The sequence below is a fragment of the Nonomuraea sp. SYSU D8015 genome (assembly GCF_008065375.1).
Taxonomy (GTDB): domain Bacteria; phylum Actinomycetota; class Actinomycetes; order Streptosporangiales; family Streptosporangiaceae; genus Nonomuraea.
Genome location: NZ_VJYI01000001.1, coordinates 320,540 through 341,913, shown reverse-complemented (window position 1 = coordinate 341,913; position 21,374 = coordinate 320,540). Strand labels below are relative to the sequence as shown.

The 21,374-nt window shown below is 71.7% G+C and carries 19 protein-coding genes; 6 read left to right on the top strand and 13 right to left on the bottom strand.

Annotated elements, in window-relative coordinates:
• Positions 1-133 precede the first annotated feature (133 nt).
• Positions 134-1,153 carry a non-homologous end-joining DNA ligase gene (gene ligD, locus ID574_RS03425; RefSeq protein ID WP_188187270.1) on the bottom strand — a complete coding sequence of 340 codons (1,020 nt, stop codon included), beginning with the start codon at positions 1,151-1,153 and terminating at the stop codon, positions 134-136.
• 423 nt (positions 1,154-1,576) lie between these two features.
• Here ligD and msrB point away from each other — a divergent pair, with 423 nt between their 5' ends.
• Positions 1,577-1,978: a peptide-methionine (R)-S-oxide reductase MsrB gene (msrB, locus tag ID574_RS03420; RefSeq protein WP_188187269.1), complete on the top strand. Its 402-nt coding sequence runs from the start codon at positions 1,577-1,579 to the stop codon at positions 1,976-1,978.
• A 164-nt stretch (positions 1,979-2,142) separates the two neighbouring features.
• On the opposite strand, the gene ID574_RS03415 is transcribed toward msrB, so the two are convergent.
• The 3 genes from ID574_RS03415 to hemG all read right to left on the bottom strand — a co-directional run bounded on the left by ID574_RS03415 (position 2,143) and on the right by hemG (position 5,314).
• Positions 2,143-2,856 carry a hypothetical protein gene (locus tag ID574_RS03415; RefSeq protein ID WP_188187268.1) on the bottom strand — a complete coding sequence of 238 codons (714 nt, stop codon included), beginning with the start codon at positions 2,854-2,856 and terminating at the stop codon, positions 2,143-2,145.
• A 347-nt stretch (positions 2,857-3,203) separates the two neighbouring features.
• Positions 3,204-3,905 carry a hydrogen peroxide-dependent heme synthase gene (gene hemQ, locus ID574_RS03410; protein ID WP_188187267.1) on the bottom strand — a complete coding sequence of 234 codons (702 nt, stop codon included), beginning with the start codon at positions 3,903-3,905 and terminating at the stop codon, positions 3,204-3,206.
• 5 nt (positions 3,906-3,910) lie between these two features.
• On the bottom strand, positions 3,911-5,314 hold the full coding sequence (hemG, locus tag ID574_RS03405; protein WP_188187266.1) for a protoporphyrinogen oxidase: 1,404 nt from the start codon (positions 5,312-5,314) through the stop codon (positions 3,911-3,913).
• Positions 5,315-5,438: 124 nt separating this feature from the next.
• Between hemG and ID574_RS03400 the strand changes: the two genes are divergently transcribed.
• The gene (locus ID574_RS03400) at positions 5,439-6,401 is read left to right on the top strand and encodes a DUF4349 domain-containing protein (protein WP_188187265.1); all 963 of its coding nucleotides are present in this window, start codon (positions 5,439-5,441) and stop codon (positions 6,399-6,401) included.
• A gap of 10 nt (positions 6,402-6,411) precedes the next feature.
• Here ID574_RS03400 and ID574_RS03395 read toward each other — a convergent pair whose 3' ends face one another.
• Positions 6,412-7,638, bottom strand: coding sequence for an HRDC domain-containing protein (locus ID574_RS03395; RefSeq protein ID WP_188187264.1), 1,227 nt, complete (start codon positions 7,636-7,638; stop codon positions 6,412-6,414).
• Positions 7,639-7,696: 58 nt separating this feature from the next.
• Complete coding sequence (locus ID574_RS03390) at positions 7,697-8,281, bottom strand: DUF3000 domain-containing protein (protein ID WP_188187263.1); 585 nt, start codon at positions 8,279-8,281, stop codon at positions 7,697-7,699.
• Between the two features lie 617 nt (positions 8,282-8,898).
• On the opposite strand from ID574_RS03390, the gene hemE reads away from it, so the two are divergent.
• Positions 8,899-9,903 (top strand): uroporphyrinogen decarboxylase, encoded by a 1,005-nt coding sequence (gene hemE, locus ID574_RS03385; protein WP_223166502.1) that lies wholly within the window; start codon positions 8,899-8,901, stop codon positions 9,901-9,903.
• A 131-nt stretch (positions 9,904-10,034) separates the two neighbouring features.
• Here the strand turns inward: hemE and ID574_RS03380 are convergent, their stop codons facing one another.
• Together ID574_RS03380 and ID574_RS03375 are read right to left on the bottom strand one after the other, a co-directional pair.
• Positions 10,035-10,928 (bottom strand): AraC family transcriptional regulator, encoded by an 894-nt coding sequence (locus tag ID574_RS03380; protein WP_188187261.1) that lies wholly within the window; start codon positions 10,926-10,928, stop codon positions 10,035-10,037.
• A gap of 10 nt (positions 10,929-10,938) precedes the next feature.
• Positions 10,939-11,790 carry a phytanoyl-CoA dioxygenase family protein gene (locus ID574_RS03375; protein ID WP_223166323.1) on the bottom strand — a complete coding sequence of 284 codons (852 nt, stop codon included), beginning with the start codon at positions 11,788-11,790 and terminating at the stop codon, positions 10,939-10,941.
• A 248-nt stretch (positions 11,791-12,038) separates the two neighbouring features.
• On the opposite strand from ID574_RS03375, the gene ID574_RS03370 reads away from it, so the two are divergent.
• From ID574_RS03370 to ID574_RS03360, 3 genes are read left to right on the top strand one after another with little or no spacing between them, the layout of a single operon-like run.
• A complete protein-coding gene (locus tag ID574_RS03370; RefSeq protein WP_188187260.1) occupies positions 12,039-13,184 on the top strand; it encodes a Gfo/Idh/MocA family protein in 1,146 nt (381 codons plus the stop codon).
• A complete protein-coding gene (locus ID574_RS03365) occupies positions 13,181-14,347 on the top strand; it encodes a dihydrodipicolinate synthase family protein (RefSeq protein ID WP_188187259.1) in 1,167 nt (388 codons plus the stop codon). The genes ID574_RS03370 and ID574_RS03365 overlap by 4 nt, the downstream gene beginning before the upstream one ends.
• Positions 14,344-15,174, top strand: coding sequence for a sugar phosphate isomerase/epimerase family protein (locus ID574_RS03360; RefSeq protein ID WP_188187258.1), 831 nt, complete (start codon positions 14,344-14,346; stop codon positions 15,172-15,174). Before ID574_RS03365 ends, ID574_RS03360 begins: the two co-directional genes overlap by 4 nt.
• 31 nt (positions 15,175-15,205) lie before the next feature.
• Here ID574_RS03360 and ID574_RS03355 read toward each other — a convergent pair whose 3' ends face one another.
• The 5 genes from ID574_RS03355 to ID574_RS03335 form a co-directional block, all read right to left on the bottom strand.
• Positions 15,206-15,817, bottom strand: a complete 612-nt coding sequence (locus tag ID574_RS03355) for a class I SAM-dependent methyltransferase (protein WP_188187257.1) — start codon at positions 15,815-15,817, stop codon at positions 15,206-15,208.
• 4 nt (positions 15,818-15,821) lie between these two features.
• On the bottom strand, positions 15,822-18,395 hold the full coding sequence (locus tag ID574_RS03350; protein WP_188187256.1) for a PEP/pyruvate-binding domain-containing protein: 2,574 nt from the start codon (positions 18,393-18,395) through the stop codon (positions 15,822-15,824).
• Between the two features lie 79 nt (positions 18,396-18,474).
• Positions 18,475-19,401, bottom strand: a complete 927-nt coding sequence (locus ID574_RS03345) for an alkaline phosphatase family protein (protein WP_223166322.1) — start codon at positions 19,399-19,401, stop codon at positions 18,475-18,477.
• A gap of 9 nt (positions 19,402-19,410) precedes the next feature.
• On the bottom strand, positions 19,411-20,184 hold the full coding sequence (locus tag ID574_RS03340) for a sugar phosphate isomerase/epimerase family protein (protein ID WP_188187254.1): 774 nt from the start codon (positions 20,182-20,184) through the stop codon (positions 19,411-19,413).
• Positions 20,181-21,176, bottom strand: a complete 996-nt coding sequence (locus ID574_RS03335) for a LacI family DNA-binding transcriptional regulator (RefSeq protein ID WP_188187253.1) — start codon at positions 21,174-21,176, stop codon at positions 20,181-20,183. The genes ID574_RS03340 and ID574_RS03335 overlap by 4 nt, the downstream gene beginning before the upstream one ends.
• Positions 21,177-21,374 lie beyond the last annotated feature (198 nt).

Below are 21,374 nucleotides of genomic sequence, written 5' to 3'. Positions count from 1 at the left end.
GCCATCGCGGTGCTGGAGCGGCTTGGCGATGTCGCCGCCGTCGATGACGAGACCCGGTTCTTGGGCGCCGTGGGCTTTTCGAGGCCCGCCACGGCGTCGTGATCGGCCGTTCCGTCCGTCGTGGCCCACCGGCTTAGCTCGACTTGTTCTCCCCTGTCGCAGCCCTGGCCCTGCTGGGCTGGACGCGCATCGGCTCGCCCGGCATCTTCGGGTAGTTGGGCGGATAGGGCATGTCGCCCCTCTCGTCTTTGGCGAAGAGCTCCAGCAGGGGCTCGATGGAATAGGCCCGGTCGTCGATCGCCGCGTGCACGTCGCCCACCTCGGCGAAGCGGGCCGGAACCGTGCGGATGTCGAAGTCGCGCGGGTCGGCGTCGGCCAGCTCGTCCCACGTCAGCGGCGTCGAGACGGGTGCGTGCGGCCTTGCCCTGATGGAGTAGGCGCTGACCACCGTGCGGTCGCGGGCGTTCTGGTTGAAGTCGATGAAGACGCGCTGCCCGCGCTCCTCCTTCCACCACGCCGTCGTGACCAGGCTCGGATCGCGCTCCTCGACGGCCCTGGCCAGGGCGATGCCGGCGTGGCGGACCTGGATGAAGTCCCAGCGCGGCTCGATGCGCACGGCGATGTGCACGCCGCGGTTGCCCGAGGTCTTCACGAACCCGTCCATCCCCAGCTCGCCGAGCACCTCCCGGGTGAGGAAGGCGGCCTTGCGCGCCGCGTCGAAGTCCAGGCCGGGCTGCGGGTCGAGGTCGACGCGCAGCTCGTCGGGGTGCTCGACGTCGGTGGCCCGCACCTGCCAGGGGTGGAAGTCGATGGTGCCCAGGTTGGCGCAGTAGGCGAGCGCGGCCACCTCGGTGACCCGCAGGGACTGCGCCGTCCGGCCGCTCGGGAAGGTGACGGTGACGGACTGGAGCCACTCGGGGTGTTTCGGCGGCATCCGCTTCTGGTAGATGGCCTCGGTCTGCACGCCGTCGGGATGGCGCTTGATGTTGGTCGGCCGGTCCTTGAGCGCCCTCAGGGCGCCCTCGCCGACGCTCACGTAGTATTCGACCAGTTCACGCTTGGTGGCGCCGATCTCCGGAAAATACACCTTGTCGGGGTTGGTGACCTTGACGGTCCGCTCCCCCACCTCGAGCTCTATGAACGGCGATGCCATGCCCTCGAACCTACTCCTTTCCCGCGCGAGGGAGTGCCGTCGCCTGGAGGAGGAGCGACGAAGGAGCGACGGGGGAAGGCGGCGGCATAGGGCGACCGAGCCGCCGCACGAAGTGCGGCCATGAGCAGCGAGGTGGGCCCGCCCCGGAGCCGCCTCGGTGGCGGGACCGAGGGCTCGACGGGGCGGGCCAACAGACCGTCCGCCGCCGTTCCGGGCGCTGGCGCGCCACCCGGCCGGCCGTGTCGATCCCCTGCGGCTCCAGCACGGGCGTGGGCTGTGCCGCTTCCGTGGGATCTGCGGACGATCTCACCCCTTCGGCAGGAGGCGATGACACCCCCTTGCCTACAAAGACGCGAATTCTCCCCAGAATGGATGCTTCACCCTGTGGAGATCTCTTTTTGCAGGATCTCGTACGCTGGACCCATGGAAAAGGTCGTCAAGAGCGAGGCCGAGTGGCGGGCCCAGCTTTCCCCGGAGGAGTTCCACGTCCTCAGGGAGGCCGGGACCGAGCGCCCGTTCACGGGGGAGTACGTCGACACCAAGACCGAGGGCGTCTACTCGTGCCGGGCCTGCGGGGCCGAGTTGTTCCGGTCCGACACGAAGTTCGAGTCGCACTGCGGGTGGCCGAGCTTCTTCGCCCCTGCCGACTCCGACGCGGTCAGGCTGATCGAGGATCGCAGTCACGGGATGGTCCGGACCGAGGTGCGGTGCGCGCGGTGCGACTCCCACTTGGGGCACGTGTTCCACGGCGAGGGTTATCCGACCCCGACCGACGATCGCTACTGCATCAACTCGGTCTCGCTGCGGCTCGAACCCAAGGCGTGATCGACCCACGACTCCGCGTACCAACCTGCTGCCGAGGGTAGAACTCCCCCGTGCGGTTCCTGCATCTCCGCCACCGGTGGGTGACGATCGAGGCCATCGGCCGCGTCGTGACCCAGCGGTGCGAGGTGTGTGCCAGGACGCGCGTACGGGTGCGCTGAGCCGCGTCAGCCCGGATCCGGGTGGGTGACGCTGCAGCTGCGGTCGGAGGGTCCGAGGATGTTGGCGAGCACCGGGTTGCCGTTCTCCCCGAACCTGGCCTGGACGAACACCACCGGCCTGGTCACCCCGGCGGCTCTGAGGTATTCGAGGCCGCGCTTGCACAACGTTATGGCGTGCCGGGAATTGTACGCTGACGGCGGTAAATCGGTATAAATGCGCAAATATCCGCCGACGGTGCGAATGTCCTTGAGGCGTTTCATCGCCTTGTCGTCCGGGCCCCAGTGCGCACGGAAATACTCCGCCGCCTGCCGGTCCGTATGGGACGAGGGCCCGTCGGCGCGGTAGCCGTCGGTGTCGTCCATGCCGGGCACCATCAGCACCGCCTCCTCCGGCGGCGCGGAGCCCTCGACCAGGTCGGGGTCGGCGGTCTCCACGGGCCCGGGCTTCCCCGTCTCCTTGGGCACGGCCCGCTCGCTCTCGCGCGGCTTGGCCTCCTGCCTGACCTCGGCCTCCGCGCTCGCCCGCGGACCGGCCTCCCCGACCCGGCCGGGCAGCGCGGGGGCGCGATCGTCCGGCTCGGCGCGGGTCTGCCGCCCGGACGTCTCCGGCTGCGCCGCCGTCCGGGCGGCCGTGGGAACCCCGCCGGTGGCGCCGCCGAAGGCCCCGTTGACACCCAGCAGCCCGGCCACCCCGCCGGCCAGCGCCAGCGTCCACAGCACCAGTCCCCGTCGCCCGGCACGGCGACGCCGCCGGCCGCGCCGCGACCGCCCCGCCGCGTGCCGACCGGCCGGACGCCGCCTGTGGCCCGGCCCCCCGGATGTCTCCACCCCGCCCTCCCTGCCGCCCTGGAACGTGCCACCGCTGTCACGTCAACGAACAAGGGATTTCCCCGATTGTGACAAACGGGATAGATCACGTCTGTTGGATCGCCAAATTGGTCTGGGCTGGGCGATCGTCGGCTGGATCCGCATTCGGCAGGATCGTGTCTCCTGCGCCGCCTGACGTCCATGGGGCCGGTGTGGCGGTCAGGAGGGGCGGCGCGGAGCCGGTCAGGCGGAGAAGGAGGTTAGGGCAGGGCGGCGACGAGCTCGCGTACGGGCTTGCGGGCGCCGGTGTAGAACGGGATCTCGACGCGGGTGTGGCGGCGGGCCTGCGCGCCCCGCAGCGTGCGCATCAGGTCGACGATCCGGTGCAGCTCGTCGGCCTCGAAAGCCAGCATCCACTCATAGTCGTTGAGCGAGAAGCAGGCCACGGTGTTGGCCCGCACGTCCGGATAGTCGCGCGCCATCCTGCCGTGCTCGGCCAGCATCGCCCGCCGCTCGGAGTCCTCCAGCAGATACCACTCGTACGAGCGGACGAACGGGTAGACGCTCACGTAGGCGCGCGGCTCCTCCTCAGCGAGGAAGGCCGGGATGTGCGACTTGTTGAACTCGGCCGGCCGGTGCAGCGCCATCGCCGACCAGACGGGCCTGCTGTGCCGGCCCAGCGTGGTGCGCCGGAACCTGGCGTAGACGTCCTGCAGGTCCTCGGGCGTGGGCGCGTGCCACCAGAACATGAAGTCGGCGTCGGCCCGCAACCCGGACACGTCGTAGGCCCCCCTGGTCACGACGCCCTTGCCGGCGACCTGCTCCAGCAGCTCCTCGACCTCGCCCGCCAGGCCGTCGCGGTCGACGGGACACGGCTCGGTCGCCTGGAAGGCCGACCACATCGTGTAACGGATCACCTGGTTGAGATCGCGGGCCTTGGGCCGCGGGGCTGCCTCTGTCATGTTTCCTATTCTCCTCGCCGGGACAGGTGGTCCAGAATCCGGGCGGCCGCCGTACGGGCGGTGCCGACGCAGGCCGGGATGCCGAGGCCGTCGTAGGCGGCGCCGCAGACCGCCAGCCCGGGCTGCACCGCCACGGCCGCGCGCACCCTCGCCACCCGGTCGAGGTGGCCCACGTTGTACTGCGGCAGCGCGCCTCCCCAGCGGCTGACCCGGCTGTCGACCGGCAGGCCGCGCACCCCCATCACGTCGCCCATCTCGGCCATGGCCAGCGACACCAGCTCGGCGTCGTCGCGCTGGAGCAGGTGCTCCTCGCCGATCCTGCCGATCGAGCAACGCAGGATGAGCAGGTCTCTGGCCAGGTGGGGCCACTTCACCGAGCTGAACGTGACCGCCTTGACCGGCCGCCCCTCCACGGGGGGCACCAGGTAGCCGCTGCCGGTGGGCGGCTCGGGGAAGGCGTCCAGCGGGTACGCGAGCGTGACGATGGCCATGCTGGCGTACTCGATCCTGGCCAGCTCGCCCGCCGCCTTGGGCGCCTCGGCCTTGAGCAGCCGGGAGGCGGCGGGGCCCGGCACGGCGACGATCACCGCGTCGGCCTCGAGAGTCTCGGGCCTCGGCACCGGCCCGGTCACCAGGCGCCAGCCCTGCTCGGTGCGGTGCAGCTCGCGTACGGTGACGCCGGTCCTGATGTCGGCGCCGGAGGCCTTGGCGACCGCCTCGGGCAGGGCGCCGACGCCCCCCCGCAGCGACGTGAAGACCGGCCCGGCGTCCTTGGGCGCCTCCTCGACGAGGTGTCTGGCCCCGGCCAGCAGCGAGCGTTCGGAGCGGGCCACCGCCGCCACGCGCGGCATCGTGGCCTCGAGCGACAGCATCTCGGAACGGCCCGCGTACACGCCGCCGAGCAGCGGCTCGACGAGCCGCTCCACGACCTCGCCGCCCATCCTGGCGCGGATGTAGGCGGCCACGGACACGTCGGTGCGCACCAGCGTGGCGGGCAGGATCTGGTCGAGCGGCACGCGCAGCAGCCCGCCCGGGGAGATGATGCCTGACCTGGCGAGCTCTGCCAGGTCGGCGGGCACGCCCATGACCTGCCCCTTGGGCATGGGGCGCAGCGCTCCCCTGGTGTAGATGGACGCGCTCGTGGTGCCGGGGAACACCAGGTCGTCGCCGAGCCCGACCGCCCTGGCCAGCTCTGTGCCCTCGGGCCGCCTGGCCAGCATGGCCTCCGCGCCGGCGTCGACGCTCACCCCCGCGACCTCCGAAGCATGCAGCTTGCCGCCGATGCGCGAGCCCGCCTCGAGCACGGTGACCTTGACCCGCTCGTCCGCGCCCTGGCGGATGTACCACGCGGCGGCGAGACCGGAGATCCCTCCGCCGACGACGACCACGTGCGCCCTGTTCCCTTCCACGCCTCCTGACGCTACCGCCTCATCGGCTCGGCCAGCCGTTCGGGGCCACGAGGGCCATGAACACGGTGACCGTACCGTGATTCACGGCATCAAACCGGGCCGATCCGCAAGCCGTCTTAAGGGCATGAGGAGAATCCGGCACGGCATCGCACTCTCCGCCGCGTGCGCGGCCCTGCTCCTGACCGGCTGCGGCGGCGGCACCGCCACCCCTCAGTCCGCCACTGGAGCAGCCGCCCCCGAGATGGCGACGGAGGACTCCGGCTCCGCCGCCCAGGACCAGCGGGCCCTGAAGCGGGCGCAGCCGCAGCAGACGAGCAAGGACGGCCTGGTCTCGAACGTCAAGGTGACCCTCCAGGACCGGCAGGTCATCTACACCGGCAACATGAGCGTGCGGGTCAAGCGCGTCTCCGCCGCCGTCGACCTGGCCAAGCAGATCGTGACCGCGGCCGGCGGCTACCTCTCCAAGGAGGAGAGCAGCTCGGCCACCGAATCCCAGGAGACGGCCACGCTGGAGTTCAAGATCCCGCCGAACGCGTACGGCGGGGTGATCGGGCGGTTCGGCAAGGAACTGGGAACGCAGCTCTCCTTGAACCAGGCCACCCAGGACGTCACGCTGCAGGTCGCCGATGTCAACAGCCGGCTGAAGTCGGCCGAGCAGGCGCTGGAGTCGCTGCGCTCGCTGCTGAAGCGGGCCGACACCATCGGGCAGGTGCTGGACGTCGAGCGGGAGATCTCCGCCCGTGAGGCGGATCTGGAGTCGTTGCAGGCGCAGCAGAAGGAGCTGGCCGCCCAGGTCTCCATGGCCACGCTGACGCTCCGGCTGCTCGGGCCGGTCGCCGTCGACGAGGAGCCGGAGGAGGAGCCCGCCGGGTTCCTCGGCGGGCTCAAGAGCGGGTGGAACGCGCTGGTCTCCACCGTGAAGGTGCTGCTCACGGTGCTGGGAGCGGTGCTGCCGTGGCTGGTGGCCTCGCTGCCCCTGGTGGCGCTGCTGGTCTATCTGGTACGCCGCAACCGCGCCCGCCGCCCCCGCCTGGCCTCTCCCCCGCCAGGCGCGGGCCCCAGCGAGCCCCGCCCGGAAACCGCCTGACCGGAGCCGGTCAGATCTCGCCCCGGATCTCCAGGCGGGACAGGGCCTTCGCGATGGGGCGGGCGGCGAGGGAGAGCTGCCATTCGCGGGCGCCGAGCTCGCGCAGCCGGGCGGTCACCGTCTCTTCGGTGATCTCGTCCGGCGGCTCCCACGTCAACCGGCGCACCGCGTCCGGCTGCAGCAGGTTTTCCGTCGGCATGTGGTGCTCGTCGGCGAGGGCGGCCACCACGGCGCGGGCCGCGGCCAGGCGCTTGGCGGCGGCGGGGTCGCGGTCGGCCCAGCGGTTGGGCGGCGGCGGCCCGTCGCCCGGAGTGGTGGGCGCGGGGAGCTGGCTCTCGGGCAGATTGCGGGCCCTGGCCACGGCGGCGAGCCAGTCGCCCATGTGGCGGCGCGCGCTACGCCCCGTGAAAGCCGAAATCTCGGTCAAGGCCTTTTTGGTGCGCGGCCCTTCGAGAGCGGCGGTGATGATCGCCGCGTCGGGCAGCACCCGGCCGGGCGCGAGGTCGGCCTCGCGGGCGATCCTGTCGCGCATGGTCCACAGCTCGCGCACGATAGCCAGCGCCCGCACGTTGCGTACTTTGTGGATGCCCGACGTGCGCCGCCACGGATCCGACCGGGGCACCGGCGGCGGGGTGCCGAGCACGGCGGCGAACTCCTCGCGCGCCCACTCCAGCTTCCCGCTCTCCGACAGCTGCTGATGGAGCACGTCACGCAGCTCGACCAGCACCTCTACGTCGAGCGCGGCGTACCGCAGCCAGTCTTCCGGCAGCGGCCTGGTGGACCAGTCGGCGGCCGAGTGGCCCTTCTCCAGCCGCAGCCCGAGCACGGTCTCGACCATCGTGCCGAGCCCGACCCGCTCGTAACCGAGGAGCCGGCCCGCCAGCTCGGTGTCGAACATCTCGCGCGGCCGGAACCCCACCTCCAGCAGGCACGGCAGGTCCTGCGAGGCGGCGTGCAGCACGATCTCCGCGTCGGCCAGGGCCGCGTCGAGCGCGGACAGGTCGGGACAGGCGATCGGGTCGATCAACGCGGTGCCCGCCCCCGCGCGGCGCAGCTGCACCAGATAGGCACGATTGCCGTATCGGTAGCCCGAGGCCCGCTCGGCGTCGACCGCCACCGGGCCGCCGCCCGCGGCGAACCTCTCCACGACCATGGCGAGACCGTCCGCGTCACCGATCACCGGCGGGATGCCCTCACGCGGCTCGAGCAGCGGCTCGACGGTTCGTTCTTCTGTCACGAGTTCACCGACCTCATGACGCTGACGCTGTATTGACTGGTGCCCTCACTTCGTTCGGTCACTCTCCGGGTTCATCACGTCGGCGGGGCATCGCGGCCACGTCCGGCGGGAGCGGCGGGATCCCCGCCGCCAGGCACATCAGGTCGCACCAGGCGGCGACGTGGCCGGAGAGATCCTCCTCGGCGGGCGACCAGGACGCACGCAGCTCGAGCTCGGTCGTGACCGGGTCTTCGGCCTTGTTGCCGAACCCCTCTGACACGGCTCTTGTCACGGTACCGCCGGCGGCCGAGTAGTCGGCTGCGTGTGCGTCGAGAGCCTCGGTCAGCCAGCTCCACGCCACGGGCCCGAGGAGGGGGTCGGAGGTGATCTCCGGCTCCATGTCGGCCCTGACGTACGCCACCAGCCGGAACGGCCCCTCCCAGCCGCGCTGCCCGTCGGGGTCGTAGAGCAGGATCAGCCTGCCCACCGCGAGCTCGTCGTCGTCGCGATAGACCGACGCCCCGATCGCGGCCGAGTAGGGGGCCAGCCGCTGGGGCGCTGGGAGGTCCTCCAGCTCGATCTCGGGCCTGACCTCGGACAGCCGCAGGCTCTCCGCCGCGCGTGTGAACGCTGCAGGAGGCGGTGGCTGGTCACCGAGTGTCATAGCCGAAGAGTAGGTCGAAGTCGGACGGAAGGGGACCACGGGGGTGCTCATCCTTCGTGATCAAACTGCAGCCGTAACCAGCTGGCGAACCGGTCGGGTGGACTCGGCGGAGCCGAGCATGATCGCGTGGCCGCACTCGACGCACGCCCAGTCCGGGCACTCGCCCGGCTCGTGCCCGTCGGAGCACGGCGGCTGCTCGAACAGCCGCTCACCAGCGCAGGAAGCGCAGCGCTCACTGCGGCGCTCTGGGGAACTCCACAACGCGGTCATCGCAACGGAGCCTTTCTTCCGGGTCGTGGCTCCGACGTTGGCACGAGCCGCTGACAATTCCCCGCAACGCGCTCGGCGTGTCCCGAAAGTGGTCGCTGAATCGATGCCGCGCGGTGGCTTGGCGAACATTTGGTCCAGTCCAGACCGGCTCTCTGGGTCGTCATGGGGCGTGTTCGACCCGAGTACGACGCGGACGCGGGGCGGCCGGTAAACCTTCACCCTGCTATCTGATCATGACTCGGCCCGCCGGATGCAGGTTTTTCCGACACCTCACGCTTCGCGCCTATGACCCGACCGGTGCCCGGACGTGGCACCCTTGATGGGTGAACCTCGCCGACTCAGCGTTCCTGCGCGCCTGCCGCCGCCAGCCCGTTCCGCACACTCCGGTCTGGTACATGCGCCAGGCCGGGCGGTCGCTGCCGGAATACCTCAAGGTGCGCGAGGGCGTGCCGATGCTCACGGCGTGCGCCACGCCGGAGATGATCGTCGAGATCACCCTGCAGCCGATCCGCCGCTACGGCGTGGACGCGGCCATCTACTTCAGCGACATCGTGGTGCCGCTCAAGGCCATCGGCGTCGACCTCGACATCAAGCCGGGCGTCGGCCCCGTGGTCGCCGACCCGATCCGCGACGCCAAGGGGCTCGGCGTGCTGCGGCCGCTGGAGCCGGACGACGTCCCGTACGTCACCGAGTCCATCCGGGCGCTGATCGGCGAGCTGGGGGGCACGCCGCTGATCGGGTTCGCGGGTGCGCCGTTCACGCTGGGCTCCTACCTGATCGAGGGCGGGCCGTCCAAGAACCACGACCGGACCAAGGCCATGATGTACGGCGCTCCGGAGCTGTGGCACGAGCTGATGGAGCGGCTGTCCGGCATCGTCCTGGAGCACCTGCGCATCCAGGTCGCGGCGGGCGCCTCGGCCGTGCAGCTCTTCGACTCCTGGGTGGGGGCGGTGGCCCCCGACGACTACCGCGAGTTCATCCTGCCGCACACCCGGCGGATCTTCGAGGGGCTCGCGGGCGTGCCCCGCATCCACTTCGGGGTGGGCACGGGCGAGCTGCTGGGCCTGCTCGGCGAGGCGGGGGCCGATGTGGTCGGCGTGGACTGGCGGGTGCCGCTGGACGAGGCGGCCCGCCGGGTCGGGCCGGGCAAGGCGCTGCAGGGCAACCTGGATCCGGCGATCCTGCTGGCGCCGTGGGAGGTCGTCGAGCGCAAGGCCCGCGAGGTGTTGCGGCGGGGGCGGGCGGCCGAGGGGCACGTGTTCAACCTGGGGCACGGCGTGCTGCCCTCCACCGACCCCGACCAGCTCAAACGCCTGACCGATCTCGTGCACGAAACCTCTGCGGAGGGCTGAGGCCCCGCCCCCACTCACCACCGCGCGCCCTGGCCGGGGGATCTCCATGTTCCCACGGCTCCGCATGGCGACCTGCCGACCATGGCGATCGCTCCTGTGGGAGGCATGGGGCCGGATGTTCAGGCGGACGGTCACGAGGGGCGTTCCGGCAGCGGCGACCCGCGGCCGTGGGTGCCGGGCAGGAGCGACTGCAGTGCCGCGAGGCGACCGGACTCGACCGGTGACGGTGGTGCGCTCTCCGGCGCGGTGCCGCGGAACGCGGTCGGCGCCATCCCGTAGATCGCGCGGAATCGGCGGGAGAAGTGGTAGGCGTCGGTGAAGCCGCACTGCACGGCGATCGCGTGCATGGACAGGTTGCTCTGCCACAACAGCGGTTCGGCTCTGGTCAGGCGCAGCAGTTCGACGGCGGCGACCGGGCCGATGCCGAACCGCCGCCGGAACGTCCGGCACAGCGTGCTGGGCGAGACCTGGGCCGCCGCGGCGAGCCGTCGCATCGGGATCGGCCGCGCCACCCCGTCCGACCAGTGCTCGCGCACCGCGCGCATCATCGCGACGACCGGCTCCGGCAGGGCTTCGGGGGCACGATCCGCCGGCGCGGCGCCGGCCACGAAGATCACCACCAGCAGCCGGAGCGTTTCACGGGCCAGGGTCTGCCACCCGGGCGGGCACTCGGTGGACAGCCAGAGCAGGTACTGGCACAGGCCGCCCATCGGATCGGGCCGGCCGGTCAGGTCGCGCACCAGCGGCCAGTCGGCCGGCGTGTGCCCGGTGAGCGTGAAGTGCACGTACGCGTGCCGGGTCGGGGTGTGCGGATCCCAGTGGAACGAGTCGCGCATCCCCGGCCGGACGAGAAGCAGCTTTCCCGGGGCCAGCGGCAGCAGGACGTCGTCCCACTGCCAGGTGGCGCTGCCCCGGAGGAGCCACACGAACTCGTACGTCCTGGCGTCCCGCGGCCCGAAGGTCGAACCCGGCGGGTAGTCGGCGACGGTGGGCCCGAGGCGGGGCACCAGGTCGATGGAGATCATGCGACAGCCGTCATCTGTCACAGCCGCCGTCCCGGTTCCCGCGAATGCGTGGGCGGCGTACGTCCTGGAGACCTTTGTACGCGTACGGGTCGGTGCCCGCGACGAGGACGATGTCCCGGAAGTCGGCCTGCGCCATGTTCGTCCCGGCCGCCGGGGCATCCCACGGCAGCAGGGACTCGGCGCTCATGTAGTGGTTGACCAGCGCCCGGCGGTAGCCGTGCCGGCCGCTGTTGGGCAGCGACTTGTGCAGCAGGTAGCCGTTGAACAGCAGCACGGAGCCGGCCGCGATCTCGACGGGCACCGCTTCGGAGTCGTCGAACGGGAAGCCGTAGGACTCCACGGTGCAGTCGTAGCGCGAGTCGTCGTGATCGCGGTTCGGATAGAGCACGCCGGCCCGGTGTGATCCCGGCAGCACCCAGAGGCACCCGTTCTCGACGGTGGCGTCGTCGAGCGCGAGCCACGCCGCCGTGAGCGAACGGTCCCGGGTCGGGATGAACATCTCGTCCTGGTGCCAGGCCTGCCCGGGCTGTCCCTCGGACTTGATGAACAACATCGACTGCATCGCCTTGACGTTCGGGCCGATCAGTGAGGTGAGCGCCGAGACGATCGCGGTATGGCGCATCGTGGCGAGCATCACGTCAGAGAGCTTGTGCGGGTAATGGATGCACAGGAACCTGCGCAGCACGTCGTCATCGGTGTCGGCGCCCCCGGAGGGAAGCGCGCCCTGGATGTCGCCGAGCTCGCCGCGGCAGACGCGCACCGCCTCTTCGACCAGCCGGGCGACCTCACCGGGATCGAGGGCCTGCTCGAGGATGACATAACCGTCGCGCTCGTATCGGGACTTCATGTCGATGTTCGTCACCACCCCACTATCGGCGTCACGGTCGCGTCACGGCCATGGTGCGAGCGCGCACGGGGATGGCGAATCGGGTCATCCGCCGAGTGGTGGCCGAGGGCGGCGTCGTTCCGGCCCAGAGGGCGTTGAGCTGCGGCCAGGGGTGGTTCCGTAGAGTTCGGAGCGGTAAGGGGAGGCGCTACTTGACGCCCTCGGCGGGATGGCCGTACGGTTCGGGAAAGCGCTTTCCCCACGTTTGTCCTGAAGGGATCCTCATGAGCGTGCGCACCATAGGCGTCGTGATGAACGGCGTCACCGGGCGGATGGGCTATCGCCAGCACCTGGTCCGTTCTGTCCTGGCCATCAACGATCAGGGCGGTGTGACGCTCTCGGACGGCAGCCGGGTCAAGCTCAAGCCGGTACTGGTCGGCCGAAACGCCGACAAATTGGCATATATCGCGTCGAAGCATGGAATTTCGGATTTCACCACGGACCTCGACGCGGCCCTCGCCGACGACGACAACGTGATCTACTTCGACGCCCAGGTCACCAGCGCCCGCGTCAAGGCCGTACTGAAGGCCATCGAGGCGGGCAAGCACATTTACGCCGAGAAGCCGACGGCCGAGTCGGTCCAGGAGGCGGTCGCCCTGGCCGAGGCCGCGACCGCCAAGGGCGTCAAGAACGGCGTCGTGCAGGACAAGCTGTTCCTCCCCGGCCTGCTCAAGCTGAAGCGGCTGATCGACGGCGGCTTCTTCGGCCGCATCCTGTCGGTGCGCGGCGAGTTCGGCTACTGGGTCTTCGAGGGCGACTGGCAGGAGGCGCAGCGCCCGTCGTGGAACTACCGGGCCGAGGACGGCGGCGGCATCGTGCTCGACATGTTCCCGCACTGGCACTACGTGCTGGAGAACCTGTTCGGACGGGTCGAGTCGGTCTACGCCCGCGCCGTGACGCACATCCCCTCGCGGGTGGACGAGCAGGGCAACACCTACCAGGCCACCGCCGACGACGCCGCGTACGGGATCTTCGAGCTCGAAGGCGGCATCATTGCGCAGATCAACTCCTCCTGGGCCGTCCGCGTGAACCGCGACGAACTGGTCGAGTTCCAGGTGGACGGCACGCACGGCAGCGCCGTCGCGGGCCTGCGCAACTGCCGCGCGCAGCACCGCTCGGCCACCCCCAAGCCGGTCTGGAACCCCGACCTGCCGGTCACGGCGCGCTTCCGCGACGACTGGCAGGAGGTGCCGGACAACGGCGAGTTCGACAACGGCTTCAAGATCCAGTGGGAGGCGTTCGTCCGGCACGTGGTGGAGGACGCGCCCTTCCCCAACGACTTCGCCTCGGGCGCCCGCGGCGTCCAGCTCGCCGAGCTGGGCCTGCGCTCGAACGCCGAGGGCCGCAGGATCGAGGTGCCGGGGCTGTGATCATCGACCTGCCCGGCATCGGCGCGTACACGCTGAACGAGCGGACGGTCTGGCCGGTGCCCGAGGCGCCGGCGACCAGCCGCATCGTGTACGCGGCCGCCCACGTGGTGGCCGACCCGCTGGGCGACAACACGCCCGGCTCCCCCGCCGCCGTGGACTGGGACGCCACTCTGCGCTTCCGCCACCACCTGTGGTCGCACGGCCTGCGGGTGGCGGACGCCATGGACACCGCGCAGCGCAACATGGGCCTGGACTGGGCAGCGACCAAGGAGCTCATCCGGCGCAGCGCCGCCGAGGCCCGTACGGTCGGCGACCCGGCGACGCTGGTGGCCTGCGGCGCGGGCACCGACCACGCGTCCGGCGCCGGTGACCTCGACGCGATCGCCGCCGCGTACGCCGAGCAGATCGAGACCGTCCAGGAGGCGGGCGCCGGCGTGATCGTCATGGCGTCGCGGCAGCTCGCCAGGGTCGCCACCGGCCCGCAGGACTATCACCAGGTGTACGGCAAGCTCTTCGGGCTGGCCGACCGCCCGGTGATCCTGCACTGGCTGGGCGAGATGTTCGACCCGCAGCTGGCCGGCTACTGGGGCTCGCGTGACGTGGCGGCGGCGACCGAGTCGTTCCTCGAGCTGATCCACGCCCACGCCTCGATGGTGGACGGCGTGAAGGTGTCGCTGCTGGACGAGGAGCACGAGGTGGGCCTACGGGCCGCGCTCCCCGAGGGCGTCAAGCTCTACACGGGCGACGACTTCAACTACCCGTCGCTGATCAAGACCGGCTCGCACGCCTTGCTCGGCATCTTCGACGCCATCGCCCCGGCGGCGGCGGCCGCGCTCCAGGTGCTGGACTCGGCCGAGGCGGCCTGTGACGAGGCGGGCCGCGAGCGGCTGCTGGCCTCGTACGACGAGATCTTCGCCCCGACCGTCCCGCTGTCGCGGAAGATCTTCGAGGCGCCGACGTACAACTACAAGACGGGCATCGTCTTCCTGGCCTGGCTGAACGGCCACCAGGACGCGTTCGCCATGGTGAACGGCGCCCAGTCGGCCCGCTCGCTGCTCCACCTGTCGGAGGTGTTCCGCCTGGCCGACCAGGCCGGGCTGCTGGCCGACCAGGAGCTCGCGGTGCGCCGCATGAAGGCCCTGCTGGCGGTGAACGGCCTGTGAATCTCTCGCTGAACCAGTGGACGACCCGGCGCTGGTCGGTGGCGGAGGCCGTGGACGGGTGCGTGCGGCACGGCCTGGAGGCGATCGGGCTGTGGCGGCAGAACGTGGCCGACCAGGGCCTGGCTGAGAGCGTCAAGCTGGTGCGGGACGCCGGGCTGCGGGTGTCCTCGCTGTGCAGGGGCGGCTTCCTCACCTCGGGCGGGGACGCCCTGGACGACAACCGCCGCGCCATCGACGAGGCGGCCGAACTGGAGGCGGCCTGCCTCGTCATGGTGGTGGGCGGCCTGCCCGGTGTGCAGCCGGGCGAGCCGCTGACCGCGGGCGCGTCACGCGACCTGGCGGGCGCGCGGGAGCGGGTGGCCGAGGCGCTGGCGGAGCTGGCGCCGTACGCCGGGGAGCGGGGCGTCAAGCTGGCCCTGGAGCCGCTGCACCCGATCTACTGCCCGGACCGCGCGGTCCTGTCGACCCTGGGTCAGGCGCTGGACCTGGCGGAGCAGTACCCGGTGGAGCAGGTCGGCGTGGTCGTCGACACCTTCCACGTGTGGTGGGACCCGAGGGTGTTCGAGGACATCGCGCGGGCGGGCCGCCGGATCGCGTCCTACCAGGTGTGCGACTATCTGCACCCGCTGCCTGAGGACGTGCTGCTCGGGCGGGGCATGATGGGCGACGGCGTGATCGACTTCAAGCCGATCACCCGGGCCGTCCAGGCCGCCGGCTACTCCGGCGACGTCGAAGTGGAGATCTTCAACGCCGACGTCTGGGCCGCCGACCCGGACGAGGTCGTGGCCACGATGAAGGCTCGTTACGAGGACGTGGTGCTCCCATAGCAGGGCGGCGGCTCAGCTGAGCCGCCGCTCGCTACGCCGGTTTGTCCCAAGTGAGCAGGTAGCGGCGGAGGAGCAGGCGGCGGAAGCGGCAGCCGGGCAGCATCCTGCGCGCCTCCCTGGCGATCTCGCCCCAGGACATGACGGGGCTCATCCCCGGCACGCCTCCGGGTCCGCGCTTGCCGCTGTGAAACACCTTGAGCACGTGTGAGGCCGCTTGTCCGGCGAGCCGGACGATCCAGTCCAGGGGTGTGCGGTCCTTCCCGAGGCCGATGATCACCAGCCGCCCTCCGGGTGCGAGCAGTCGGACGATGGCGGTCACGGCCTCGCGGAAGCCGGCGTGGTGGACGACGGCGACGGCGGTGACGAGGTCGTACTTGCCCTCCGGTAACAGCCCTTTCGGGTCGTCGAGGTAGTCGGTCTCCACGAAGGTGACGTTGTCCAGGTCGCCGTATTGGCGGCGGGCCATGGCGATCGCGTCGGCGGAACGGTCCACGCCGGTCACGGTCGGCACGCGGGCGGCCAGCCTGCTTGCCAGCAGCCCGTCTCCGCACCCGACGTCGAGCGCCCGCTCGCATCCCTCGGGCACGAGCGTCAGCACGAGCCGCTGGTAGTGAACGTTGTGGTTCCAGTACACCTCGGGCATTTGATCACGATAGCGTCACGGTGCCCGCCGCGCCGTCCACTTCGATCTCCTGGCCCGTGGTGATGCGGTGGGTGGCGTCGGGGACGCCGACGACGGCGGGGATGCCGTACTCGCGGGCCACCACCGCGCCGTGCGACATCGCGCCGCCCATCTCCATCACCAGGCCGCCCGCCGTCAGGAACAGCGGCGTCCAGCCGGGGTCCGTCGAGGGGCAGACCAGGATCTCGCCCGGCTCCAGGTGCGCGCCGACCGGGTCGAGCACCACCCTGGCCACGCCGGTGACGGTGCCCGCCGAGGCCGCCGTGCCCACCAGCGCGCCATCCGCAGCGGCCGCCGCGAGCGCCTCCGGCTCGGTGCCGTCGGACAGCAGCACCCTGGGCACATGCCTGCGGCGCTGCTCCTGCTCGTACGCCGCCCGCCGCTCCGCCACCAGCTCCCGCAGGTCGCCCCCGGCCAGTGCGGCCCTGGCCTCCCGCAGGTCCAGGAAGAACACGTCCCGCGCCGAGTCGAGCACGCCGAGGCCCACCAGGTGCTCACCGACCGCCAGCAAGCTGTGCCGCACCGCGGCGAGCGTCTTGACTGCGTAGAACTTGGGCAGCTCACGCAGGCCGGCGAACATCCTGGTGCGCCGGAGCCCGAACCGCACCACCGCGCCACGCCAGCGGGCCCTGCGCCTGGCCTGCGCCACCACGTGCGCGATCGCGGCCCGCGACTGCTCGGCGCCCTTGGCGAACAACGCGGCGGGCGCGAGCTCGGCACCGCCCTCCTCGATGCGCAGATAGTTGGACAGCACGCCGAGGATGTGGGCGGGGTCCTCGGACCACCTCGGCACGCCCAGGTCGATCTCGGCGACGCCGCGGTGGCCGTACTTGCCCAGGAACGCGGCGATCCCGCGCTGGGCGACCGGCGGGAGCCGTCCCTCCTGGTAGCGGCGGACGAGCTCGGCGACCGGCAGCTCCCTGAACGGCTCGGGCTCGATGCGGGTGGCCAGGTCCCACAGCTCCAGGTCCATCTCCGTGGTCGGGTTGTGCGGAACGCTGCGCAGCACGTCCTGCATGTCGTTCACCGGCACGCCGGAGAGCTTGGAGGCCAGGGCGAACATGCCGTAGCCGGCGATCGCCACGGGCATGATCGAGATGATCGTCGGGAAGGTGCCGGCGAGCACGCGCTCGGCGTGGTCGAGGCGCTGCGCCGGGGTGGCGGAATCCGGCACCCGGAGCCTCCTGTCGAGCTCCTCGCCGACCCGCACCGTCAACGCGAGGGCCCGCTCCGGCCTGGTCAGCGCCATCAGGATGCGCGAGGGGAGGTGGATGCGGCGGGCGAAGCGGGCGAAGGCCCGCAGGAAGGGGCGGAGGGAGGTGTGCGCCGGCGCCAGGCGCGGATCCTCGAACAGCCGTTCCATGACGGTCCCGGTACGGGCCTCGCCGAGCAGGAGCATGCGCGGGAGGATGGCGCGGCCGGGGCGGCTGCGTACGGCGGTGGTGATGTCGAACCACACGCGCTGCCCGGAGACCGCCAGGAAGGGCGCGCCGTCGAGCGGGTCGGCGGGGCCGAACCCGGCCAGGCCCGCGCCCCCGGCGCTGATCAGCCGGAACGCCGACAGCCCCATCGGCGTGAGCGGGCCCATGACGCCCTGGGCGACGTTGACCGAGAAGTAGACCCGCAGGCCCGGCCTGGTGGTCTCGGGCAGCGGGTAAAGGGTGGTGATCGGCCTGGCCTGGGTGAGCCAGATCGTGCCGTCCCCGTCGATGGCCCACTCGGTGTCCTGCGGCGCGCCGTAGTGGTCCTCGACGCGTGCGCCCAGCTCGGCCAGCCGGAGCACCTGGGCGTCGGTCAGGCAGAGGCCGTCGTGGGCGGTCTCGACCCGCTCGGTGCCGCCGCCGGGCAGGGAGCGGATGGCCAGCCGCTTGTCGCCGGCGTGGCGTTCGAGGACCTCGCCGCCGTACACGACGAAGCGGTCGGGGTTGACGGCGCCGGACACGACGGCCTCGCCGAGCCCGGGGCCGGCGTCGACGACGATCTCGCACCGCCTGCCCGTGACCGGGTTCGCGGTGAACATCACCCCGGCGACCTGCGCGTCGACCATGACCTGGACGACCACGGCGAGGCGCACGGCGGCGTGGTCGATGCCGTTGGACTCACGGTAGGCGACGGCCCGGTCGGTCCACAGCGAGGCCCAGCAGCGGCGTACGGCGCCGATCACCGCCTCGGCGCCCACCACGTTGAGGTACGTCTCCTGCTGGCCGGCGAAGCTGGCGAACGGCAAGTCCTCGGCCGTGGCCGACGAGCGCACCGCCACGGGGACGTCGTCGCCGAGCGCGGCGTAGTGCTTCACGACGGCCTCGTGGACGGCGTCGGGCACCGGGGCCTGGAGCAGGTGCCGCCTGGCACGCTCGGCCAGCCCCTCTCCGGTGGTCTCCAGCCCGGCCGCGACCTGCCGGTACGCCTCCGTGGTCAGCACCCAGCCGGGCGGGACGGGCAACCCGGCCCGGGTCAGCTCGCCGAGGTTGGCGGCCTTGCCGCCGACCTCGGCGAGCATCCCGGCGTCGATCTCGGAGAAGTCAAGTGCCGTCTTCATCGGATGCACTCCTGCCGTTCAGCGTCTCGTCATCAGTCTCACGCTTCCGGGGCAGGAATTCAACACTTGATGAAACCGATCACGGTTCCAGGGGCACGCCGTCCAGGTCCCACGCGGGGTCGATCGCCAGCTGCAGCGCCGCGAGGGCCGTCGGTCCCACGTCGACCAGCCGGGGCGCGGCGAGCCTGCGCCCGCCGAGGTCCTCGCCGAGGCGGTGCGCGATCACGAAGACCGTGCGCTCCTCGTCCGACGTGCCGCCGTGGCCGCCCTCGTCCACGTGCCCGTGGTCGGTGGTGACCAGCACGGTCCACCGCTCCCCCGGGTACGCGGGCCGAGCCCGGATGGTGTCCAGGAGGCGGCCCAGGTAGGCATCCTGGGCCTGGAGGGCGGCGGCGTACTCGGGGCAGTGGGGGCCGAGGTCGTGGGCGACCTCGTCGGTGTCGCCGAGGTAGACGAACACGGCGTCGGGGTCCTCCTCGGCCAGGTGGCGCTCGGCCGCGTCCGTCACCTGCTTGTCGGCCTCGGCCCAGCCGACCGTGTAGCCGTCCAGGACGAACCGGTGGTCGATGGCCGGGCCGAAGGCGCCGTGCTCGGCGAGCGCCGCCCAGGAGAAGAACGCGGAGGTCAGGAGCTCGGGCCGAGCATTCTTCGCACGAGTCAGGAAGTCCGGAAATTTCTGGAACCGGGAGCCTTCGAAACCGTTGTCGACGACGCCGTGTTTGTCGGGCCAGGCGCCGGTCGCGATGGACGACCAGCCGGGGCCGGAGTCGGTGCGGCTCTTGATGACCCGGTCGCCGAGGCCCGGCTCCGGCGTCTCCGTCTCCGGGACGACCTCGCCGGGCGACTCCGTACGCGGCGCGTCGTCCACGCCGTAGGGGAGCATGCTGGTGCCGTACGCACCGGTGGACATCAACGCGGTCAGCACGGGGGCACCCGAGGCGGAGAGGAGGTCGAACCTCAGCCCGTCCATGCCGACGACGAGCACCTTGTTCTTGATAGGGGACATGCCCCCCATCTAAGCGGTGAAGCGCCGCACCCAGTCAGCCGCTCCCGGCAGGATCTCCTCGACCGGCGCGACGTGCGGATACCACGTGCGCTCCCACTCCAGCGACACCCAGCCGGAGTAGCCGGCGCCGCGCAGCAGCTCACCGGCCTCCTCCAGCGGCACGGACCCGGCCCCCATGGGCACCGGCGTGGTGTCCTGCGCCGAGACCGCGTCCTTGACCTGCACGTAGGACAGGTAGGGGCCGAGGGCGGCCAGCGAGTCGGCCGGCGACTCGCCGTGGCGCCACGGATGCAGCAGGTCCCAGATCGCGCCCGTGGTCTCCGGGGAGCCCGCCTCGGCGAGCAGCCGGGCCACGGCCGCGCAGGTGGGCATGCTGTCGTGGGTCTCGACGAGCACGCGGCGGCCGAGCTCGGAGGCGGTGCCGGAGACCGCCTTGAGCCTGCGCGCGCCGACGGCCGGGTCGTCGCCGCGCGGGAACACGCGCACCCCGGGCGCGCCCAGGTCGGCGGCCAGCCGCAGGTCGGCGAGGAGCGCCTCGACGACCGGCTCGTCCGGCCCGGGCTCGCAGATCCCGACGTAGCCGGCGAGGGCGGAGATCTCCAGACCCGCGCTCTCCACCCGCTCGCGCACCGAGCGCCGCTCCTCCGCGTCCAGGCCGGAGTGCACGCCGGTGTCCGGATGCAGGCGCAGCTCCAGCCCCGCGCAGCCGTGCCCCGTCGCGATCTCGATCGCCCGGTCGAGCCCTTCGCCGGGCATCCCCAGCGTGCTGACCGACAGCCTCACACCAACCTCCGTACGCTCTCTCGCAGGACGACCTCGCCGGCGACCTTCTCGACCACCACCGCGTCGTCCTCGCCCAGCGCCAGCTCCAACGCCCGCGCTCCCATGTCCTTCAACGGCAGCCGCACGGTGGTCAGCGCCGGCACGTGATCACGAAGAGTGACGATGTCGTCGAAACCGGCCACCGACACGTCCTCCGGCACCCGGATTCCGCGCTCCCGATAGGCCGCCAGCGCCCCGACGGCCATCACGTCGTTGACCGCGAACACGCACGTCGTGTCCTCTCCCACCTGCTGGGCCGCCGCGTAGCCGCCGTCGCGGTCGAACGGCCCGTGGATCACGTGGGGGGCGGGCAGGCCCAGCTCCTTCAGCGCCCCGGCGAACCCCGCGCAGCGGTCGGCGGCGGTCACCAGGTGCGGAGGCCCGGCCAGCACCGCGAAGCGCGTGTGCCCGAGCTCGGCCAGCGCCCGCGCGAGCTCCGCCGCCCCTTCGCGGTTGGCGGGCGCGACGGTGTCGACGCCGAGCAGGTCCTGGCCGACGCAGGCGGCCCGGCCGCCGCCCGATCGATATTTGGCCAGCTCGTCGCGGAGCCGGCCGGTGACGCCGGGATCGGCGACCCGGGAGCCGACCAGCAGCACGGCCCGCACCCGCTGGGCGTTGAGCGTGGCGACGTACGCGATCTCCTGCTCCGGGTCGCGATGCGTGGTGCCCACCATGACCAGCAGGCCCTCGGTGGCCGCTGCCCGCATCGCCCCGTCGGCCAGGGCGGCGAAGTAAGGGTCCGTCAGGTCGTGCACGACGATGCCGATGACGTTGCTCGCGCCGCGGGCGAGCGTCTGCGCCGCGATGTTGGCCCGGTAGCCCAGCTCGTCGGCGGCCTGCTCGACGCGGGCCCGCAGGGCCGCGCCCACCTGACGGGTGCTGCCGTTGAGCACCCGCGAGGCGGTCGCCAGCGAGACGCCCGCCTGCCTGGCGACGTCCTCAAGCGTGACCACGAGACCTCCCCGGAAAGCGGTTTCCAAGTGTGCCAGAACAGCACCCGAATCCGCATCCTTACACGTCTCGCCCCTCGGACGACAGAGGCCCCCGATCCCGGGGGACGCCTACCCGTCGAGGACGCGGACAGCGCCCCCCATCAGGAGGAGACCGCCGCCGCAAGCCCGGAGTGGACACGCCGGGCCCGAGGACAGGTC

Excerpts from the sequence above, each read along its gene's own strand:
- ID574_RS03355 (WP_188187257.1), bottom strand. The coding sequence starts at position 15,817 with ATGCCCGAGGTGTACTGGAACCACAACGTTCACTACCAGCGGCTCGTG.
- ligD (WP_188187270.1), bottom strand. The coding sequence starts at position 1,153 with ATGGCATCGCCGTTCATAGAGCTCGAGGTGGGGGAGCGGACCGTCAAG.
- ID574_RS03400 (WP_188187265.1), top strand. The coding sequence starts at position 5,439 with ATGAGGAGAATCCGGCACGGCATCGCACTCTCCGCCGCGTGCGCGGCC.
- ID574_RS03370 (WP_188187260.1), top strand. The coding sequence starts at position 12,039 with ATGAGCGTGCGCACCATAGGCGTCGTGATGAACGGCGTCACCGGGCGG.
- msrB (WP_188187269.1), top strand. The coding sequence starts at position 1,577 with ATGGAAAAGGTCGTCAAGAGCGAGGCCGAGTGGCGGGCCCAGCTTTCC.
- hemQ (WP_188187267.1), bottom strand. The coding sequence starts at position 3,905 with ATGACAGAGGCAGCCCCGCGGCCCAAGGCCCGCGATCTCAACCAGGTG.
- ID574_RS03380 (WP_188187261.1), bottom strand. The coding sequence starts at position 10,928 with ATGATCTCCATCGACCTGGTGCCCCGCCTCGGGCCCACCGTCGCCGAC.
- ID574_RS03345 (WP_223166322.1), bottom strand. The coding sequence starts at position 19,401 with ATGTCCCCTATCAAGAACAAGGTGCTCGTCGTCGGCATGGACGGGCTG.
- ID574_RS03350 (WP_188187256.1), bottom strand. The coding sequence starts at position 18,395 with ATGAAGACGGCACTTGACTTCTCCGAGATCGACGCCGGGATGCTCGCC.
- ID574_RS03390 (WP_188187263.1), bottom strand. The coding sequence starts at position 8,281 with ATGACACTCGGTGACCAGCCACCGCCTCCTGCAGCGTTCACACGCGCG.